Source organism: Bartonella sp. AP21QHHD, from assembly GCF_042196205.1.
Classification (GTDB): domain Bacteria; phylum Pseudomonadota; class Alphaproteobacteria; order Rhizobiales; family Rhizobiaceae; genus Bartonella.
In genome coordinates this window covers 22,671-39,296 of record NZ_JBHIPT010000011.1, presented here as the reverse complement: position 1 = coordinate 39,296, position 16,626 = coordinate 22,671, and the positions used below count along the sequence as shown (strand labels likewise).

Below are 16,626 nucleotides of genomic sequence, written 5' to 3'. Positions count from 1 at the left end.
GTTCATTGATAGATTGATTATGTATTCATAACTTATCTTCTCTGTTAAATGAGATTTTTTGATTGTAGTCATATTTTCTTACTCGAATTTATCTTATTAAGAGTCAAAAAAGCTCATTAGTTATAATCATAAGAGAAATTATCGATAGAATAAGAATGTATAGACTCAATATGGACTTTATAGAGTCTATTACGAACAGATAGTGTAATGGGAATAAATATAACAATGACGCTGCGAAGGAACGGGTTTGTTATTTTATAAAAAAGATGAGAATAGTGGTGAAGTCCCCTCATAACAATGTGCATTTTAGATAAAAAGCGAAGACCTATATGACTTTGAAAATAATAGTTGGTTGCTGTCACTAATCTAACGATGGTTCTATAGCAATATTGTTTTTGTCCAAGTAATCAAAAATAAAGCTCCTACACAGATATTTCTTTACACATGTTTTTGAATCAACAATGGTAATACTCTTGTAAAATTTTTCTAAGAAGAATGCGGGTCCGTATAAATAAAATAGCATACATAGCATGATAAAACGTTATGTTTTTACAAACCTGCATTATTTTATTTTTCTTCTGTCATAATCGCTTGTTCAATTTTTGGTAGAATTTTTTTTTGATAAATTTGCCATGTTAAGGGACCAACATGTTTGGCAATAATGATGCTCTCTTTATTCAAGAGAAAGGTTTCTGGGGGGCCATATATTCCCCAATCAATGGCTGTATATCCTGAAACATCAAAGCCAATAAATTTAAAAGGATTACCAAAACTGTTTAAAAAACGCAGAGCGTTTGTTTTATTATCTTTATAATTAATACCAATCAGATCAAAACGTTTATCTTGTGCAATTTGCATAAGAATAGGATGTTCTTCGCGACAGGGCAGACACCAAGAGCCCCAAAAATTGACCAATGTGACACGTCCTTTAAACTGTTTTGAATTGAGATAACTTTCTTTATCAAGAAGAGGAAGATGAATATTGGGAGCAGGTTTTTCAGCCAATGCGTTTGGGAGAAGAGAAGAATCTTGAAGGTGTTTTTTATCCATAAAGTTGAAAAAAAGCACCATGAGAAGAAGAAAAAGAACAAATGGTCCAAAAAAAACAAGCAGAACAGGCAAAGATATATTTTTTTTAAGTTTGGAGGGATGTTTTTCATTATACTTTTCTTTTTGTGACAGCTCTTTTTTGTTTAGTTGTTGGAGAATTTTTTTTTGGTATAGAGCTTTGCAAAGAATATATCCAATAAGACATAAGAGGGATATTGCAGAAAGCACATAGCTTAAAACAACAATTTGCTCGTGTTTAAGGGTGCTAAGGAAAAAATCAATTTTCTGAGATAGATTTCCTAAAAGTCCGCTGTGGATGCCATTTAGGTCGAGCATGATGAAGCGTCCTGTTGTTGTGCACGACGGGATTTTTTAATCTGAAGTATTCGGATATAATGACGATTGATTTCATTTCGCATAGCCATCAAATAAAGCACAATAAACATAAAGATAAAACAAAAGAGCATTGTTATAAGGGGCCATAACATAGCATTGTCGATTGTTGATCCTCCAGCACGTAACAATGATGCTGGTTGATGCAATGTATTCCACCAATTAACGGAAAATTTAATAACAGGGATATTAACAAATCCAACAAGTGTAAGAATTGCAGTAGCACGAGCGGCTTTTACTTGGTTGTCAAAAGCACGCCCAAGCAGGATAATGGAGAGATAGATAAAAAGCAGAATTAAAACTGATGTTAATCGTGCATCCCAGACCCACCATGTTCCCCATGTAGGTCGCCCCCAAAGCGCTCCTGTCATGAGAGCCAAGGCGGTAAAAATTGCCCCAATAGGCGCTCCACATTTAAGTGCTACATCAGCAAGATGATATTTCCAAATCAGATTTCCTAAAGCCGCTGCACTCATCGTTACATAGCAGAATGTAGACAACCACGCAAAGGGTACATGAAGGTACATAATCTTAACAGTAATGCCTTGTTGATAGTCATCAGGGGAATGCATCACTAGAATAAGCCCTAAGATAAGGAAACACAATGTTATGCCGGCCAACCAAGGTAAGACGACTCTGCTTATTTTCATGAAAAGGGTGAAACTTGCAGGGAGTAACCTGATTTTATATGTACGAGATAGTTTATTCATAAAATTCATAATAGGCAGAGTTTTGCTATGCGGCAATCATCTTTTATTATTCTGATAAAAGTTTAAGCGTTATCGCAGCAACAAAAGAGCTAAAGAGACTCAAAAGAAGTGAAAAAGCGCTGAGAAGAGCTAGAGAAGTGAGAAAAGAGGTATTTGGGTTTATTGGGGCTGTAGCAGCGGAAACACCAAAAATCATAATTGGAATGATCCACGGCAAGATAATGATAAAAATAAGCAAAGTACTGTGCAACAATGAGGTTGCGAGTGCAGCGCCTATAGCACCAATAAAAATAATAGCTGGTGTTCCGCATAAAAGGGTAAGTATTGTTGTAAAAGTTATTACTACATCTAAATGGAGCATGAGGGCTAAAATAGGTGTGGCAAAAATAAGAGGAAGCATTGTTCCTACCCAATGGGCAAGACATTTTGTAAAGACAATTAGTGTAAAACTTTGTCTTTTTCCTGAAAGGATAAATTGGTCGAGATTACCATCATCGCGATCGATTTGGAAAAGTTTGTTCAGATTGAGGAGTCCTGCAAGAAGGGCTCCAAACCACAATATACCTGGTCCTATTTGTGCAAGAGTTTTGGGATCTGGTCCAATGGCAAAGGGGGTTATGACAACAACAGCGATAAAAAACAATAATCCTGTTAGTGAAGTGGCTTGTAGCGCTAATAATAGTTTAAGATCACGCCAGAACAGTGCTTTCATTTTATTCTCTCCTAGAGAGGTAAAAATTTTTCCAGAGCGATTTTATGGTTTTCTGGAATGCCTATGGAATTATGAGTTGCAGCGATAATCATACCACCTTGATTGAGATGACGCTGGAAAATACGAGCGAGGAGTTTTTGAGCATGGTTATCAAGCCCAGATATTGGTTCATCTAAAATCCAAAGAGGACGATAGGAGAGCAAAAGGCGAGCAATAGCTACGCGTCTTTGTTGTCCAGTTGACAGAGCGTTAAAGGGTAAATGTTCAAGGTTAGAAAGACCAATATCGGCAAGAGCTTCATGCGCAAAACGTAAATGTTGACCGTAAAAATCTGCCCAAAATTGCAAATTATCAATGACAGATAAGAGAGGTTTCATAGCATTTTGAGGACCAAGATAATGACAAGCAGTTGCAACAGGGTATATTTGATCATGGTCTTTAAGTATTATATGACCTTCAGCAGCCTCAAGAAGACCGACAATGATTCGGAGTAATGTAGACTTTCCGATACCATTAGGACCGGTGATTGTCATAAGTTGCTGTGAAAATAAACAAAAAGAAAGACCTTGAAACAGAATTTCCTCGTTTCTGTAAGCGGCTAAATCTTTGCCTGATAACACCATGTGATTGCCTATTTTGTTTTTATTTTCATATTCTTTATTGCATTATAGAATAAAAAACACATTTTTTATGCAATTGTACCTAGAATAGTTCTAGAAATAGTTCTATAAGGGATACCTTACATCAATATCTGGTGTAAAATGGTTTCTGGCGCTGATTTCCGCATTATGCCTAGAGGGTGGAGGGGGAAATGGATGGCGGAGGTAATTGCGTCTGCGCTCAAGCTGCGACCTTGACTCGTAGTTTGTGTTGTTCATTCCTAGAAATTGGGTGGTTATAGTATGAGGGTGGACAGTCATGACTCAAATTGATAGCTTTAATTGTCGTAGAGTATTAAATGTTGGTGGCAAAGAATATACTTATTATAGCTTGATTGAAGCGGAGAAGAACGGACTTGAAGGTGTTTCTCGTTTACCGTTTTCGATGAAAGTTATTCTCGAAAATTTATTGCGATTCGAAGATGGTCGCACAGTTAAAAAAGAGGATATCTTCAATGTTGCTAAGTGGTTAAACGACAAAGGGAGCGCTGGGGCAGAAATTGCTTACCGTCCTGCACGTGTTCTTATGCAGGATTTTACAGGTGTTCCAGCAGTTGTTGATCTTTCTGCAATGCGTGATGCTATGGTTAAACTTGGCGGTAACGCTGAAAAAATTAATCCTCTCATTCCCGTTGATCTCATCATTGATCACTCAGTTATTGTTGATGCTTTTGGCAATTCCATGGCTTTTAAGGAAAACGTTGAGCATGAATATGAACGCAATGGTGAACGCTATCGTTTCCTTAAATGGGGGCAACAAGCCTTTCAAAATTTTCGCGTTGTTCCTCCAGGAACAGGGATTTGTCATCAGGTTAACTTAGAATATTTAGCACAATGTGTATGGATGAAGAATGAAGAGGGCTGTGAGACGATTTATCCTGACACCTGTGTGGGAACTGATTCGCATACGACTATGGTAAATGGTTTAGGGGTTTTAGGTTGGGGTGTTGGTGGTATTGAAGCAGAAGCAGCAATGTTAGGCCAACCTGTTTCTATGTTGTTACCTGAAGTGATTGGTTTTCGTCTAACAGGTAAACTTAAGGAAGGTGTAACAGCCACCGATCTCGTATTAACGGTGACCCAAATGCTACGTCGGAAGGGTGTTGTCGGTAAATTTGTTGAGTTTTTTGGTCCTGGTTTGGAGCATATGACGCTTGCTGATCGGGCAACGATTGGAAATATGGCACCTGAATATGGAGCAACGTGTGGTTTTTTCCCAATTGATAAGGAGACAGTGCGTTATCTCAATATGACAGGGCGTGATGAAAGTCGGATTGCCTTAGTGGAGGCTTACACCAAAGCACAAGGGATGTGGCATGATGAAATGGTGGCTCATCCCATTTTTAGTGATACAATTGAATTAGATATGGGAACCGTTGTCCCTTCTATGGCTGGTCCTAAACGTCCTGAAGGACGTATTGCATTGGAAAATGTTGGGCAGGGTTTTGAGAAGGCATTGGTCGAAGACTATAAGAAGACTTCTGGACAAGATAAGCGTTATCAGGTTGAGGGTGAAGAATATACGCTTGGTCACGGTGATGTGGTGATCGCTGCGATTACGTCGTGTACGAATACATCGAATCCAAGTGTTCTTATTGCAGCGGGTCTTTTGGCACGAAATGCTGTGGCAAAGGGTCTTAAGAGTAAACCATGGGTAAAAACTTCTCTTGCACCTGGTTCACAAGTCGTTGAAGCTTACCTTCAAAATTCGGGTCTGCAAAAAGATTTAGATGCATTAGGATTTAACTTAGTAGGATTTGGGTGCACAACATGTATTGGGAATTCTGGTCCTTTGCATCCAGCTATTTCCAAAACGATTAATGACAATGGTATAATTGCATCTGCGGTTCTTTCAGGAAATCGTAATTTTGAAGGGCGTGTTTCCCCTGATGTGCAAGCGAATTATTTAGCTTCACCACCATTAGTTGTTGCACATGCGCTCATCGGGACGGTGTGTAAAGATTTAACCAAGGAGCCTCTAGGTGAAGATTCAAATGGCCACCCCATTTATTTGAGAGATATTTGGCCAACTTCTCAAGAAATACAGGAGTTTATCGAAAAAAATGTCACGCGGAAGGTTTTTGCCGAAAAGTATGCAGATGTTTTTAAGGGAGATGAAAATTGGCAAAAAGTTCAGATTCCTACGGGTTCTACCTATTCTTGGGATGAGCAATCCACCTATGTACGCAATCCACCTTATTTCGATGATATGCAGAAAACACCTGATATCTTACCAGATATTAAAGATGCACGGATTTTAGGTTTATTTGGTGATAAAATCACGACGGATCATATTTCTCCTGCTGGTTCTATTAAAGCAGCTTCTCCTGCCGGAAAATATTTAATGGATCATGGTGTTAAAGTGGCTGATTTTAATCAGTATGGAACGCGTCGTGGGAATCATGAAGTTATGGTGCGTGGGACCTTTGCCAATATTCGCATTCGTAATTTCATGTTAGGGGAAAATGGTCGAGAAGGAGGTTATACGGTTCATTATCCGTCAGCGGTAGAACAAACCATTTACGATGCAGCAATGGCGTATAAACAAGAAGGTATTCCACTCGTTGTTTTTGCAGGTATTGAATATGGTAATGGATCATCCCGCGATTGGGCTGCCAAGGGGACCAATCTTCTTGGTGTCAAAGCAGTGATTGTGCAGTCTTTTGAAAGGATTCATCGCTCTAATCTTGTTGGTATGGGCATTGTCCCTTTTGTTTTTGAGGAGGGGCTAAGTTGGAAATCTTTAGGCTTAAAGGGAGATGAAAAGGTGACAATTGAAGGGATTCATAACTTGAAACCTCGTCAAAAGACTGTAGCGAAAATTACTTTTTCTGATGGTACGGTAAAAACCGTTCCATTATTATGCCGTGTTGATACTGAAGATGAGCTAGATTATTTGCATCATGGTGGAATTTTGCAATATGTCTTGCGTAAGTTAGCCGTTTAAATTCTTTTGTTTGTTAAGGAATATCTATTATTAAGCTATAAAGTTGCGGATCAAAGAGTTTGGCTTCGTTTTTTTATGGCTATCTTTGAAAATCTAATTGACGTTAGCTTTAGGATTGCGCTATAACCCACACGGTTATAGGCAGCTTTATAGTTTTGCTTGGGTTGGATTTATTTATATTGGTAGAGTTGTTATTGAGACTCATTTTACCAAGGTGTTGAAAGAGAGATTATATTTATGGCGAATACACCTTCTGCTCGAAAAGCGGTGCGCAAGGTTGCGGCGCGCACACAGGTTAATAAGGCCCGCCGTTCACGCGTTCGTACTTTTATACGTAAGTTTGATGATGCTTTAGCGGGTGGCGATAAGGCATCTGCAGAGATTGCATTTAAGAATTTTGAGCCTGAAATTATGCGTGCAGTTTCTAAAGGGGTTTTTCATAAAAATGCTGCTGCGAGGAAAGTATCGCGTTTAGCTAAACGTTTGAAGGCTCTCAGCGTTTAAGCTTTTTCTCCTTTAATTGAGAACAAAGCCAGTATCCATAGGATGCTGGCTTTTTGTTTATTATTTCAAAAGTTTCTATTGAAAATAAGAATCGATAATGATTCTCCACTTGAAAAAGGAGAGAAAGTTTATAGAGGGAGGTATGGTTATCCACAAGCTTTGTGGATTTGTACAGAGTCTTTTTTGTCAAGCATTTTATTTTTTTTTTTTTAATCTGAAGAGATTCTTTAATTATTGGTAAATTTAGAGAAAAAAAATGAATTGAATCAATATTTTTTTCAGTCCTCATTAATATAAGCATTTTTTTCGGGTTTTTTGATTTTATTTTGACCTCTTGCATTTTACCTCTGCTGTTTTGTATGGTTCTTATGAAGACTAAGAAGCATGAAGGGGTCACATCAGCGCATTATTCTGTATTTTGTTGAATACAAGATGTTTTGATTTAGGCTTTTCGAAACTTTTGTGTTGGAGAGGTTTTCTGACGGTTTTTTAGTTTTCTTAATGGATATGTTTACCATTTTAGAAGGGTGGGTCATATCATGAGTGCAAGTAAATCTTATTGGTCATCTTTGTTAGTAGGGTTGTGATGAGGCTATCCTAGGGGAGGGTGAGTAATCTTATTTGGGGTAGGGCGTTTTGCCTTCGCTAGATTTATTTTAGTTGTTTGGCAGGACAAAATTTTATTTTTATCAGGATGGAAGATGGTGGATAAATTGAACTCTAAAGCTAGTTCCTTTAAAAGGGTTTCGGTAAATATCCTGTCGGTAGAGAACATAATAAAGAATAGGATGACGGAAAGTGATGAGAACGTTTGTAGAAATGCTTCTATAGGGCATTCTATTGTTTCAGAGGAGGAAAGTGCGGCGGCTTTTATACGTGTTATGGCGCAATTAAAGGTGCAGGTTGGTGTTGAGGCTTATACCAGTTGGTTTGGACGTGTGAAGCTTGCTGAATATAGTCATACTCTTGTAAAGCTTTCTGTTCCTACTGCTTTTTTACGTTCATGGATTAATAATCACTATGGTTCTCTTTTGACTCATTTATGGAAACAAGAGAATTCAGCAATTCTTCGTGTTGAAGTTATTGTTCGTGGTATGGAACGCGTTTCAAGAGATGTCGTTTGTAAAAGAAGTGTTCCTCCTGTTGTGCTAGAGGAGCAGGCGACTTCATCTTTTGTTGAAAGTTGCGCAGAGCATTCAGTTAAGAATTCTCAAACGGGAGTTTTTGGATCTCCACTTGATTCTCGCTATACTTTTGAAAGTTTTGTTGAGGGGGCTTCTAATCGTGTTGCTTTAGCAGCTGCGCGTTCCATTGCAGAGGGGCATAAAAGTGCCTTACGTTTTAATCCTCTTTTTATTCACGCATCTGTTGGCTTAGGAAAAACACATTTGCTTCAAGCGATTGCTGCTTCTGCATTGAAGCGTTTAACGTCTGCGCGCGTTATTTATTTAACTGCTGAATATTTTATGTGGCGTTTTGCAACAGCTATTCGTGATAATGATGCTCTTTCTTTTAAAGAACAGCTTCGTGATATCGACCTTTTGATTATTGATGATATGCAGTTTTTGCAGGGTAAGTCGATACAACATGAGTTTTGCCATTTGCTTAATATGTTGCTTGATAGTGCAAAACAGGTTGTTGTCGCTGCAGATCGTCCACCAGCAGAATTAGAATCGCTTGATCTTCGCGTTCGCTCTCGTCTCCAGGGAGGGGTAGCTCTTGAAATTGAAGCACCAGATTATGAAATGCGTTTGCAAATGTTGCGCCAGCGGTTGAAGGTGGCACAACAAGATGATGGCATGGTATCAATTTCTGATGATATCTTGGAATATATTGCGAAAACGGTTTTAGGGTCGGGGCGTGATATTGAAGGTGCGTTTAATCAGCTCTTGTTTCGTCAATCTTTTGAGTCTGATTTATCTTTAGAGCGGATTGATGAGTTATTAGGTCATTTGACACGTCCTGGTGAACCTAAGCGTATTCGGATTGAAGAAATTCAGCGTACGGTAGCACGCCATTATAATGTTTCTAAACAGGACTTGTTATCTAATCGTCGAACACGTACGGTTGTGAAGCCACGGCAAGTTGCAATGTATTTAGCAAAAGTATTAACTCCTCGCTCATTACCAGAAATTGGGCGCCGTTTTGGTGGGCGTGATCATACAACAGTTTTACACGCTGTGCGTAAAATTGAAGATTTGGTTTGTGGTGATCAGACCTTGGCTAAGGAACTTGAGTTGCTTAAGCGGTTGATTGGAGAACAGGCTGTATAGTGTTTATCGTTTCTTTCTTTGGAGAGACTTTAAAGAATTTAATGAAAAGATTTATTTTTTCTTATGCAGGAGTGACTTGCCATTTTAAGAGAGGTTTAATAAACTCTAGCAGGCGATTCTTAAAGAGGGTCTATTCTTTAAGTCTAAAGAATTCTTATAGTTTTTAGTAAATCATACGGGGCTTTTATGCGGATTACAGTTGATCGCAGTCAATTTCTCAAGTCTCTTGGTCGGGTTCACCGTGTGGTAGAGCGCCGTAATACTGTTCCTATTTTATCGAATGTGTTGATTGATGCAGAAAATGGCCGTGTACAGTTAAAAGCAACAGACCTTGATTTAGAGGTTATGGAATCTTTTGCAGTTAATGTTAAACAAGCTGGAGCAACAACTGTTCCGGCACATTTGCTCTATGATATCATTCGAAAACTTCCTGATAGCAATGAAGTTGTATTATCCCTCGATGAGAATCAAGCAGGTACAATGTCCGTTGTTTCGGGTTGTGCACATTTTCAGCTTCAATGTCTTCCGAAGGCAGACTTTCCAGAGTCGCTTCCTGGGCAATTTGGTTATCGTTTTTCTTTATCGGCATCAGGCTTAAAACATTTACTTGATTGTACACAATTTGCCATTTCTACTGAAGAAACCCGTTATTATCTTAATGGTATTTATTTCCATATTATTAATGATGGTGTTTTGAAATTGCGTTTGGTTGCAACTGATGGTCATCGTTTGGCACAAGTTGAGATGGAAGCTCCTTTGGGAGTTGAGGGAATGCCTGGTGTTATTGTTCCCCGTAAAGCTGTAGGAGAATTGCAAAAACTTCTTTCAGAAGAAAATGATAGCGATGTATGTATAGAGCTTTCGGAGACAAAAATTCGTTTTTCTATAGGCTCTGTGATTTTTACATCAAAATTAATTGATGGAACATTTCCAGATTATCAACGTGTTATCCCTCTTGGAAATGATAAAGAATTAATTGTTAATAGGCAGGACTTTTCTTCTGCAGTTGATCGTGTTTCAACGATTTCAAGTGATCGGGGGCGTGCAGTTAAATTAACGATTGAGCATGGACAGTTAAGGCTTGTTGTTAATAGCCCAGATTCGGGCAGTGCAGAAGATCAATTATCAGTAACTTATGCATCTGAACCGCTTGAGATAGGATTTAATTCACGTTATCTTTTGGATATTGCTGGGCAGCTTTCAAGTGATGAGATGGTTTTTATGTTGGCTGAGGCTGGAGCACCAGCTCTGATTCGTGATAATGATGATGCGGATGTGCTCTATGTACTGATGCCTATTCGCGTTTAGGGGCCGTTGTTTTGCAATGCATGGCCAGTCATGTGCACAAAGTGGCAGTGAGGCAGCTGAAGCTTTTACGTTATCGCAATTATTCTTTTTTCAATATTCATTTTTCTGGTCAGCATGTGGTTTTTACTGGCCATAATGGTGCTGGTAAGACGAATCTTTTAGAGGCGTTATCTTTTCTTTCTCCTGGTCGTGGTTTGCGGCGTGCTGTTTATTCTGACGTTAGTTTTGTAGATGGTGGTGGTGGAGGATTTGTTGTATTTGCGCGTCTTGAATGCGCTCTTTATGGTGAAGTAAAGATTGGTACAGCTTTTGAGGTTAGCGATAACAGTCGAAAGGTCCATATTAATGGTGTGAATGAGTCGAGTGATTGCCTAACAGATTATTGTCATATTAGTGTCCTAACACCGTCTATGGATGGTCTTTTTACAGGTCCTTCACTTGAGCGCCGTAGTTTTTTGGACCGTATGGTTTTGGCGATTGATCCCTTGCATAGGCGCCGCATAGCCGATTATGATAGAGCTATGCGCGCACGTAATCGTTTGTTTTTAGATGGAAATGAAGATTGTGCTTGGTTTGATGCTTTAGAAAAGCAAATGGCAGAATTGGCGACAGCTATTTCTGCGGCGCGTGTTGATGTTATTCGTCTTTTAAATGACATGTTTACACAAATGCCCTCACAGATACCTTTTCCACGAGCTTTTTTGCAAATTGATGGTTTTTTAGAAACAGCTCTTAGTGAAATATCAGCAACTGAAGTTGAAGAACAATTTTGTGATCGATTGCGGCATAATCGCGCAATGGATCGTGCTGCTGGTCGGACGTTAGAAGGACCACATCGTGCAGATTTGCAGGTTTTTTATGCTGATAAAAATAGAGCAGCAACATCTTGTTCAACAGGTGAACAAAAAGCGCTGCTAACAGGTTTAGTTTTGTGTCATGCACGTCTAACAGGTATGATGTCGGAAAGATCTCCCATTCTTCTTCTTGATGAAATGGCTGCCCATCTTGATTCGCATCGACGTGCTGCTCTATTTGATATTCTTGATGATTTAGCTGTACAAACATTTATGACAGGAACAGATCGTCTTTTATTTGATGACTTAAAAGGACGCGCAGAATTCTTTGAGATTAAGGATGGAGCTTTATTGCCGTAAAAACATGCTAAATATTTTTTTAATAAGTGATAGGTCTGAAAGAAAAGGCTTGCTATGTCAGAGATAATAACGATTTTAAATGGTCCTAATTTAAATTTTCTAGGTCAACGTGAGCCAGAAATTTATGGAACTGAAACTCTAGAAGATATTGAAAAAAGATGCAGAGAATGGGCAAAAAAAAATGATATTATAATAAATTTTTATCAAAGTAACTATGAAGGGCAATTAGTGGCATGGATACAAGAAGCAATAGAGGCAAGTTCTGGATTGATCATTAACCCAGCGGCTTACAGTCATACATCTGTTGCACTTCTTGATGCCCTAAAAATGTTTTCAGGGCCGAAAGTAGAAGTTCATTTATCTCATATTTATCAGCGTGAAGCTTTTCGTCACCATTCTTATACATCTGCAGGTGTAGACGCTATTATAACTGGGTGTGGAGGTGATGGATATCGGTTTGCACTTGAGTATATTGCAAAACAATTAAGCAAAACAATTAAATTGTGATAGGTAAAGAGTAAGCGTTTAATAAGAGTAATATAGGCATTTAATTCTCTTGATAATTATTTTCAAATCTGTACAATGTGAGGTATATATTTATGACAGTTTTTAGTGCGTATGACGGGGGTAAATAGAGATGAAAAGCTTTGTTAGACAATTAGAAATGCTTGTGATTTTAGGGGGAGCACTGCTTTTGTCTGGTTGTAAAATTGATGTTATGCAGCCATCAGGTTATGTTGCACGTCAACAGCTCATTTTGATCGTTGTTTGTGTGGTGGTGATGCTTTGTATTGTTATCCCAGTTATGGTGAGTGTGGTATTTTTAGCTATAAAATATCGTGCATCGAATATGAAAGCGGACTATTCTCCTGATTGGGCACATTCAAATAAAATTGAAGCATTGATGTGGGGTATTCCAGTTGTAATTGTAATGGTTTTAGGTTCATTAACAGCTTATTATACCTATAAGCTTGAACCTACAAATCCTCTTCCAGTGGAAGTTGTAGGTGAAGGAAAGCCATTACAGATTGATGCTGTTGCTCTTGATTGGAAATGGCTTTTTATTTATCCTGAATACGGTGTTGCATCGATTAATGAGATTTATGCGCCTGAAGGACGTCAAGTTTTATTGCAATTGACGTCAGAGAATTCTGTCAATGCTTTTTGGGTTCCCAAATTGGGTACAGTTCTTTACGCTATGCCGCAGATGAATGCTAAGTTGCATTTGGTCGCTGAAGAGCAAGGAGTATTCAAAGGGGCCTCAGCAAATTATAGTGGTGATGGTTTTTCGGGTATGCGGTTTAAGTGGCATTCTGTGTCTTTGCAGGATTTTGAGGATTGGATTGTAAAAGCTCGGGCTAATGGTCGAGTACTTGATCGTTCATCTTATCGTCAACTTTCTATTGCGCCTCGTATGGGTGATATTGCTGCGAAGGAAAAAGATGCTGAAGTTCGTTATTTTGCACCTGTTGAGAAGCGGCTTTACTATCGTGTTGTTAATCGATGTGTCGATGAAAAGACGGTATGTAATGAAGATTTAATGAAACGTGCTGCTGCTCAGACGCTATGGGGTGCACTATGTTCAGTATTTGATCCTGATGTTATTTAACAGAGTCAATAAAGTAAAGAGCCCTTTTAACAAAGGTTTCTTTTAAACTTGAATTTCATTTGAAATGGGTTGAGAAATGTTTGGAAGACTTACAGATCCTACGGCAGGTGCTTTTCATGCGCTTGCACATGAACCGATCGTTTTGTATACATGTATTGCGATTGTTTTGGTTGGTTTAATTGCTGTTATTGCTCTAACAGTACTTGGGTGGTGGGGGATTCTATGGCGAAATTGGATTACAACGGTTGACCATAAACGCATAGGTATTATGTACATCGTTCTTGGAATTATTATGCTTGTTCGCGGTTTTGCGGACGCACTTATGATGCGAACGCATCAAGCTTTAGCTCTTGGGAGTGAAACAGCAGGTTATTTGCCCCCTGAGCATTTTGATCAAATTTTTTCGGCGCATGGTACGATCATGATTTTTTTCATGGCCACGCCTATTTTATTTGGTCTTTTTAATTATCTTATACCACTTCAAATTGGTGCGCGTGATGTTGCTTTTCCCTTTGCAAATAATCTAGGTTTTTGGATTACGGCTGCAGGGGCGATATTGATTAACATATCCCTAGGTGTTGGGAATTTTGGTCGTGGTGGTTGGTTGATGTATCCACCTTTTACAGAATTGCAAACGAGTCCAGATACAGGGGTAGATTATTATTTATGGTCACTTCAGCTTTCTGGTATTGCAACAACAATGGGATCAGTGAATTTTATTGCAACGATAATTAAAATGCGTGCTCCTGGAATGACAATGATGAGAATGCCTATTTTTTGTTGGAGTGCTTTTGTCAGCAATGTTCTTATTGTAGTCATTTATCCTGTTTTGGCTGTAGCATTTGCACTCTTGGCATGTGATCGTTATTTGAACATGAATTTCTTTACCAATGTTGGTGGCGGAAATCCGATGGTATGGATTAACTATGTTTGGGTTTTTGGTCATCCTGAGGTTTATGTTTTGGTTGTTCCTGCTTTTGGAATTGTTTCTGAAGTTGTATCAACTTTTTCTTCAAAACGCCTCTTTGGTTATACTTCAATGATATGGGCCATGTTGGTTATTTTGATTCTTTCGCTTCTTGTTTGGGGCCATCATTTCTTCACAATGGGTGGGGGTGAAGCTGTAAATACCTTCTTTAGTATTGCTACGATGATTATTGCAGTTCCAACCGGTGTAAAAGTTTTTAATTGGCTGCTTACGATGTATAGAGGTCGGATTCGCTTTGAGCCTCCTATGCTTTGGTGCATGGGTATGATCTTTACATTTGTTGGTGGTGGATTAACAGGTGTTTTATTATCTATTGTTCCTGCTGATTGGCAGTTTCATAATTCGCTCTTTTTGATAGCACATTTCCATCATACAATTATTGGAGGTGTGGTTTTTGCGTACTTAGCGGGGATTGCATTTTGGTTTCCAAAAGTTTTTGGTTATAAACCAAATCGCATACTAGGTATTACATCTTTTTGGTGTTGGTTTATTGGTTTTTACCTTGCCTTTTTCCCCGTTTATGCGCTTGGTTTAATGGGGGCGACGCGTCGTCTTCAGCATTACATGGAACCTAGTTGGCAGCCGATGTTTATTATTGCTGCATTGGGTGCTTGTATTATCTTACTTGGTATCCTTTGTTTTGTGCTACAGGTTGTTTTGGCGATTTGGTACGGTATTAAGCATAAAGGGCACTTACCGGTAACATTAAATGATTCTTGGGGTGATGCACGTACACTTGAATGGTTTACCTCTTCACCGCCTCCTTCTTATAATTTTGCCCTCCTTCCAAAGATACAGTCTGATGATGCTTATTGGAATATGAAGAAAAGTGGTTATCAACGGCCGACAAGTGGATTTACAAAAATTCATATGCCATCGAATACATCGGCTGGAATTATTGCTGGCTTCTTCTCATTAGTTGTTGGTTTTGCGCTTGTTTGGCATATTTGGTGGCTTGTTGCGGTTGGACTGGTTGGTTTTATTGCAACGCTTGTGTGTCATTCATTAACAGGTGATCATCATGGTTACTATATTCCAGCTGAAGAAGTGCAAAAAACTGAAGATGCCTTTACGGCTGTTCTTAAAGAACAAGGAGTGACAGTATGAGTGCTGTAACAATGAATAACGCGAGTACTATAGATGAACTTCACCACGATAGTAGCTCGGTAATGACGTTTGGTTTTTGGGTCTATATTCTTTCAGACTTAATCCTGTTTTCGACACTGTTTTCAAGTTTTGCTGTATTTTCTGCTTCTTATGGTGGTGGTAAAGCGGGCAGTGAGTTTATAGATTTAAAGTTTGTTTTGGTTGAGACTGCTTTCTTGTTGTTTTCGTCCGTCACTTATGGCTTTGCAATGGTACAAGCACATAAAAATAACATCAGTGCTGTGCGTTTGTGGATGGCTATTACCTTTGGATTGGGGTGTTGCTTCATTGGTATGGAACTTTACGAATTTCATGAACTTTTGAGTGAGGTTTTTTATTTTGATCCAAATGCTTATGCGGGTATTGATCCTGCAACAGGTTTACAGCTTTTTGGACGGGAAATTCTCTCTGCTTATTGGTCAGCATTTTTTGCTTTGGTTGGCACCCATGGACTTCACGTAAGTGTTGGCCTTCTTTGGATGGTTGTGATGTTTTTTCATCTTCGTCGTAATGGCTTGGATCAGAACAATAAAACACGTTTAGCATGTCTTTCCATTTTTTGGCATTTACTTGATATTGTATGGATTGGTGTTTTCACCATGGTTTATCTATTAGGAGCGTTGTGATGAGCGTGCAAAATGAAACACATGGTCCCAGTACTGGTTCCTATTTGGTTGGTTTTATTCTGGCTGTATTTTTCACTTTGGGTTCTTTTATTCCTGTGATGTATGGAATGATGGAAAGTTGGGCAGTTAGTACAAAGGTTGCGTATCTTATTGGGATGGCGATTATTCAGATTATAGTACAAATTGTTTTCTTTTTGCACTTGAATTCTGGTCCAGACGCCAAGTGGAATTTAAGCGCGTTGTGGTTTGCTGCTATTTGCGTTTTTGTTATTATTGGGGGAACTTGGTGGGCTATTTCTCATTTGAATTATAATATGATGGGTGGTTCAGGACGTGTTATTGAACCGGAAATATCAAGTAGAGATGATTCTTCAGTGTCTGAGCAGTTATCAAACAAAGATATATCCGTAAGAAAACAGCCAGAAAAGATACAGGGCTCAGAGGTTTCGATGGAGCAAGGTGCAAGTACGCAAACTCCTGTAGATCAAGCACTTGGTTCAGAAATGCCTATGGGGCAGGGTCTAAGTACGCAAACTCCTGTAGATCA

Annotated in this window: 14 protein-coding genes; 10 read left to right on the top strand and 4 right to left on the bottom strand. The window is 38.8% G+C overall.

What is annotated here, in order from left to right; all coding sequences use genetic code 11:
- Window positions 1-567: 567 nt before the first annotated feature.
- The 4 genes from ACFIMC_RS00570 to ccmA form a co-directional block, all read right to left on the bottom strand.
- Window positions 568-1,182, bottom strand: coding sequence for a DsbE family thiol:disulfide interchange protein (locus ACFIMC_RS00570; protein ID WP_375630725.1), 615 nt, complete (start codon window positions 1,180-1,182; stop codon window positions 568-570).
- A gap of 191 nt (window positions 1,183-1,373) precedes the next feature.
- Window positions 1,374-2,153, bottom strand: coding sequence for a heme ABC transporter permease (locus ACFIMC_RS00565; RefSeq protein ID WP_375638163.1), 780 nt, complete (start codon window positions 2,151-2,153; stop codon window positions 1,374-1,376).
- A 46-nt stretch (window positions 2,154-2,199) separates the two neighbouring features.
- Window positions 2,200-2,865, bottom strand: coding sequence for a heme exporter protein CcmB (gene ccmB, locus ACFIMC_RS00560; RefSeq protein ID WP_375611427.1), 666 nt, complete (start codon window positions 2,863-2,865; stop codon window positions 2,200-2,202).
- An 11-nt stretch (window positions 2,866-2,876) separates the two neighbouring features.
- Window positions 2,877-3,488: a heme ABC exporter ATP-binding protein CcmA gene (gene ccmA, locus ACFIMC_RS00555; RefSeq protein WP_375611428.1), complete on the bottom strand. Its 612-nt coding sequence runs from the start codon at window positions 3,486-3,488 to the stop codon at window positions 2,877-2,879.
- A gap of 295 nt (window positions 3,489-3,783) precedes the next feature.
- Between ccmA and acnA the strand changes: the two genes are divergently transcribed.
- The 10 genes from acnA to cyoD form a co-directional block, all read left to right on the top strand.
- A complete protein-coding gene (acnA, locus tag ACFIMC_RS00550; RefSeq protein ID WP_375612829.1) occupies window positions 3,784-6,471 on the top strand; it encodes an aconitate hydratase AcnA in 2,688 nt (895 codons plus the stop codon).
- Window positions 6,472-6,708: 237 nt separating this feature from the next.
- Entirely contained in the window at window positions 6,709-6,975 is a 267-nt protein-coding gene (rpsT, locus tag ACFIMC_RS00545) for a 30S ribosomal protein S20 (RefSeq protein ID WP_273790272.1), read from the top strand.
- A gap of 701 nt (window positions 6,976-7,676) precedes the next feature.
- Window positions 7,677-9,248: a chromosomal replication initiator protein DnaA gene (gene dnaA / locus ACFIMC_RS00540; RefSeq protein ID WP_375680928.1), complete on the top strand. Its 1,572-nt coding sequence runs from the start codon at window positions 7,677-7,679 to the stop codon at window positions 9,246-9,248.
- Between the two features lie 186 nt (window positions 9,249-9,434).
- The gene (dnaN, locus tag ACFIMC_RS00535; protein WP_375680927.1) at window positions 9,435-10,556 is read left to right on the top strand and encodes a DNA polymerase III subunit beta; all 1,122 of its coding nucleotides are present in this window, start codon (window positions 9,435-9,437) and stop codon (window positions 10,554-10,556) included.
- A gap of 20 nt (window positions 10,557-10,576) precedes the next feature.
- Window positions 10,577-11,710 carry a DNA replication/repair protein RecF gene (recF, locus tag ACFIMC_RS00530; RefSeq protein WP_375611469.1) on the top strand — a complete coding sequence of 378 codons (1,134 nt, stop codon included), beginning with the start codon at window positions 10,577-10,579 and terminating at the stop codon, window positions 11,708-11,710.
- 54 nt (window positions 11,711-11,764) lie between these two features.
- A complete protein-coding gene (gene aroQ / locus ACFIMC_RS00525) occupies window positions 11,765-12,217 on the top strand; it encodes a type II 3-dehydroquinate dehydratase (RefSeq protein ID WP_375611431.1) in 453 nt (150 codons plus the stop codon).
- 130 nt (window positions 12,218-12,347) lie between these two features.
- On the top strand, window positions 12,348-13,319 hold the full coding sequence (gene cyoA, locus ACFIMC_RS00520; protein ID WP_375611432.1) for a ubiquinol oxidase subunit II: 972 nt from the start codon (window positions 12,348-12,350) through the stop codon (window positions 13,317-13,319).
- A 76-nt stretch (window positions 13,320-13,395) separates the two neighbouring features.
- On the top strand, window positions 13,396-15,414 hold the full coding sequence (gene cyoB, locus ACFIMC_RS00515; RefSeq protein WP_375680926.1) for a cytochrome o ubiquinol oxidase subunit I: 2,019 nt from the start codon (window positions 13,396-13,398) through the stop codon (window positions 15,412-15,414).
- Window positions 15,411-16,079: a cytochrome (ubi)quinol oxidase subunit III gene (locus tag ACFIMC_RS00510; protein ID WP_375671738.1), complete on the top strand. Its 669-nt coding sequence runs from the start codon at window positions 15,411-15,413 to the stop codon at window positions 16,077-16,079. Before cyoB ends, ACFIMC_RS00510 begins: the two co-directional genes overlap by 4 nt.
- Window positions 16,079-16,626: cytochrome o ubiquinol oxidase subunit IV (gene cyoD, locus ACFIMC_RS00505; protein WP_375685617.1), on the top strand; the 548-nt coding region annotated here is incomplete at its 3' end. The genes ACFIMC_RS00510 and cyoD, both read left to right, overlap by 1 nt.